Here is a 3,970-nt window from a genome sequence, read left to right as displayed (position 1 = left end):
TGCGGACGCACATTGCCATAACTGCGGATAGCGATTTTGCCCTTGCGGGTCTTGCGGTCACCACGGCCCATCGGTATTCCTCTAGATAATTCGGCAAACAAAGGGCGGGAAGGATAGCAGTGCCGTGGCAAAGCGCAAGTCGAATCAGGATTCCCGACACTCTGGACCGGTCGCACACTTCGATTGGCGGCACTCTGAAGCCTCAATCTGGACCGTCGCGTGACTGACCCCGAACCGACCTCGGAGCGCTGCCTGGATCGACTCGATGGCCCTGTCCGAGTCACTGCCCTCGTGCAGGCGGGCGTGCAGCGTCGCCATGCGCTGGCCACCACCAAGCTGCCAGAGGTGCACATGATGGACCTCGCGCACGTCGTCGATTTCCGACTCAAGCTGGCTGGAAACAGCGCTCGTCTCAATGCCCTCGGGCACGCCCTCTAGCAGGATATGCGCGCTTCGACGCAACAGCCGCCAGGCATTTCCGAGGATCAGCAGCGAGACAAAGACGGAAATCGCCGGATCTGCCCAGAGCCAGTCGAGATAGCGGACCACAAGGGCCGCCGCGACTGCTCCGACCGACCCCAGCAGATCGCCGATCACATGCAGGCGGGCTGCGGCAGTGTTCAGATCGTCGTGATCGTGTCCGCCCAGCACCCGCAGCACAAACAGGTTGATCAGCAATCCGCCCAGAGCAACCACCAGCATGGTCCCCGAAAGTATCGGCGCGGGATTCAGGAACCGGGTGAACGCCTCATAGGCAATCCAGGCGACGAGCAGGATCTGGGTCAGGGAATTGGTGTATCCGACCAGCACCTCAAGCCTCGCATATCCGAAACTTCGCAATGAATCGGGGGGGCGTCGCGCGAAATGGGCCCCCAGCCAGGCAAACATCAGGGCCCCCGCATCAACCAGCATGTGCCCGGCGTCGGCAAGCAGGGCCAGCGAGCCAGAAACCCAGCCGCCGACGGCTTCAGCGAGCATCGTGATCGTGGTCAGGCCAAACGCGAACAGCAGACGACGTTCACGCTGCGGCGAATCGCCATGGGCATGCCCATGGTCGTGATCATGGTCGTGATGATGGGAATGCATGGGTGTCGATGAAGAGGTTGAGCCGGCCATGCTAGTGAGGAGGCCCGGGGTTACACAATCACGCAGGGATCAGGCGTGATCGCAATTCGGCCCATGCACGTGATTGAGACGAAGATTGGCCAGATGAGATATCGCAACGAGGGTGCCACCAATGCTGACAACCACGGCATGACCGCTGTTCGCGTGGTCGGAACCAATCAGCATTCCGTAGACCAGCAGGACGATTCCCGGCACTAGAAACCAGAATGCAAGATAGCTGCCGTGCTTGCGCAAGCCGAACCAGAGACTGATCGATGCGAGCAGGATGGCGAAACCTACGAAAATCTGTTCGTAGACGTGGTTGGCAAGAAAGCCCAGACCCAGCGCAGGCAGCACCCCGAAAACTACCGGCAGCAAGGCGCAATGGATTGCGCAAAGCATTGAAGCGAAGGCACCGAAGCGATCGATGCGCTTGTTTATGCCGGTTTTTTGTCTTGCATTGGACATGAGCTTTGGCGGATCGGTGGCTGGAGGCAGATTCATTGATTTAAAGAATAACGCAAGCATCCGTAGGGCTCGCTCTTTCGAGTCAGGAAGCGGGAGCCGAGCTTGACCCGATCTCCCGACGGGATGTTATATTATAACGTCACGTACCCGGACTCAACTGCAAGGCTGAATATGAACGTCAGATCCACTCTTTCAAGACTCCCTCTCACTTCGGCAATCGCCCTGGCAATCGCGGTAGTGCTTCCCTTGCCCGCGCACGCACAAACAGCCGAAGCATCTGACACGACAGAAGAGTCCGGGCAGGAGTCCACTCCTGAAGCGGATGACACCATTCAATCGAACAATCAGGTAGGAAAGGACGACACCCTCCCCAGCGTGGTGGTCAATGCGTTCCCAATGCAATTGGGTATCGACGAAATCATCACACCGGTCGTGCTGCTCAGAGGCTCGGAGCTCGACGACGTCAAATCTGCAACCATCGGCGAGACCTTGGCCAATGAGCTCGGAATCCAGACAACCTCATTTGGTGCCGGCGTCGGCAGGCCGGTGATTCGTGGTCAGGAAGGTTCGCGAGTGGCCGTTCTTTCCAACGGACTGAGTTCCGGTGATGTCTCCAACGTAAGCCAGGATCACGCCGTTGCCATCGAGCCCTTCCTGGCCGATCAGATCGAAGTACTCAAGGGGCCGTCTACCCTGCTTTACGGTTCCGGTGCCATAGGTGGCGTGGTCAATGTTGTGGATGGCCGAATTCCGCAAGGCCTTCCGGAAAACGGACTGAGCGGCCGAGCCGAACTTCGCGGGGCAACTGCGGACAATAGCGGTACGGGCATGTTCAGACTTGACATGGGCTCTGGACAATTCGCGCTCCATGTAGACGGAGCCATGCGCAGTGCGGACGACTACAGCACCCCGGTCGGAACCCTGGCCAACAGTTTCCTGGACACGGAATCCGGTGCGATCGGCGCCTCCTGGATTGGTAATCGCGGCTATGTAGGCTTTGCCGTTTCACGCTACCTCGACAATTACGGCAATCCTGCTGAACCCGGAGATGAAGAAGAAGGCCCGGTTACGCTCAAGCTGGCGCAGACGCGCTACGACCTCAAGGGCGAGCTGACCGACCCGATGCCCGGGTTCAACTCCCTGCGTTTCAGTTTCGGACACATCGACTACACCCATACCGAATTCGAAGGTGACGAGGTTGGCACCGTCTTCAACAACGACGGCAATGAGGGGCGTATCGAGCTCGTCCACAACGACGTATCGGGCTGGAAAGGTGCGGTCGGCGTGCAGTTCCTGGATCGCACTTTCGCAGCGATCGGCGACGAGGCCTTCGTGCCCAAGACAACCACCAAGGGCCTTGGACTGTTCGTCCTTGAACAGAGGGACTTCGGCAATTTCGGCCTGGAGCTCGGCGCCCGTATCGACAGCCAGTCGAGTGAGCCTGATGACGGACCAAAGAGGGATTTCAACCCCTTCAGTCTGTCCGCAGGGGCCAGCTACCGGTTCACTGAAGAGTGGCACATGACCGCCAATCTGGATCGCGCCGAGCGCGCGCCAGCAGAAGAAGAGCTGTTTGCCAATGGTCCACATCTGGCGACCGGCGCCTTCGAAATCGGCGATGCAGATCTGAACGAGGAGACCGCGAATCAGCTCGAACTTGGCCTGCATTTTCACGGCGACACGGTTGAAGTCAATCTGGCGGCCTACACCAATCGATTCAACGACTTCATCTATCTGGACGACACAGGAGATATCGAAGACGATCTTCCCGTACGTCAATGGACTCAGGCGGACGCAAGGTTCAACGGGTTCGAAGGCGAAGCCAAGATTCAGCTTTCAAGCGGACCCAGCGGGGTTTATCTGCTGAGGGTTTGGGGCGATACGGTCAATGCGTATCTCACCAACGGTGGTGAGCTGCCGAGAATTGCGCCAGCCAGAGCGGGACTCGATCTCTACTGGAACTCAGATGCCTGGCGAGCCAACATCGGACTTGCTCACTATTTCAAGCAGGACGACGTACCCGACTACGAAACCGAAACCGCAGCGTTCACGATGATCAATGCGCACCTGAGTTACACGTTCAACGCGGATCGTAGATTGAGCTGGGAGGCTTTTCTTGATGCCACCAATCTCGGCAACGATACAGCGCGCCTGTCCACGTCCTTCATCAAGGATGTCGCACCCTTGCCTGGCCGCTCGGTGGCATTGGGAATCCGCGCATTTTTCTGATCTGACCAACCCGGCGTTTGCGCGCCGGATTGCAAGTTGACTGCAGGAGTCCGAATCCCTCACCCCTCGGGGAAAGGTTGCATGAGGAGTGGCTTGTCTACCTCTCCCCTCGGGAGAGGGCTGGGGTGACGACTGCATGGATGCAGGAGGTAGAGCAACGCAGTAGCAG

4 protein-coding genes are annotated in these 3,970 nt (G+C 58.5%); 1 reads left to right on the top strand and 3 read right to left on the bottom strand.

Annotated elements, in window-relative coordinates; all coding sequences use genetic code 11:
* From WBP53_RS15815 to WBP53_RS15805, 3 genes are all read right to left on the bottom strand, one after another.
* Positions 1 to 71: 30S ribosomal protein THX (locus tag WBP53_RS15815; RefSeq protein WP_423930641.1), on the bottom strand; the 71-nt coding region annotated here is incomplete at its 3' end.
* 73 nt (positions 72 to 144) lie between these two features.
* Positions 145 to 1,086 carry a cation diffusion facilitator family transporter gene (locus WBP53_RS15810; protein ID WP_423930639.1) on the bottom strand — a complete coding sequence of 314 codons (942 nt, stop codon included), beginning with the start codon at positions 1,084 to 1,086 and terminating at the stop codon, positions 145 to 147.
* Positions 1,087 to 1,155: 69 nt separating this feature from the next.
* Positions 1,156 to 1,608, bottom strand: a complete 453-nt coding sequence (locus WBP53_RS15805; RefSeq protein WP_423930637.1) for a MerC domain-containing protein — start codon at positions 1,606 to 1,608, stop codon at positions 1,156 to 1,158.
* A 135-nt stretch (positions 1,609 to 1,743) separates the two neighbouring features.
* Here WBP53_RS15805 and WBP53_RS15800 point away from each other — a divergent pair, with 135 nt between their 5' ends.
* Positions 1,744 to 3,801 (top strand): TonB-dependent receptor, encoded by a 2,058-nt coding sequence (locus tag WBP53_RS15800; protein WP_423930635.1) that lies wholly within the window; start codon positions 1,744 to 1,746, stop codon positions 3,799 to 3,801.
* Positions 3,802 to 3,970: the final 169 nt, after the last annotated feature.

Origin of the sequence: Dokdonella sp., from assembly GCF_049593775.1 — a bacterium.
In the GTDB taxonomy this organism is placed as follows: Bacteria; Pseudomonadota; Gammaproteobacteria; order Xanthomonadales; family Rhodanobacteraceae; genus Dokdonella.
The sequence above is the reverse complement of the archived record's forward strand: the minus strand, read 5'-3'. Positions and strand labels throughout refer to the sequence as shown.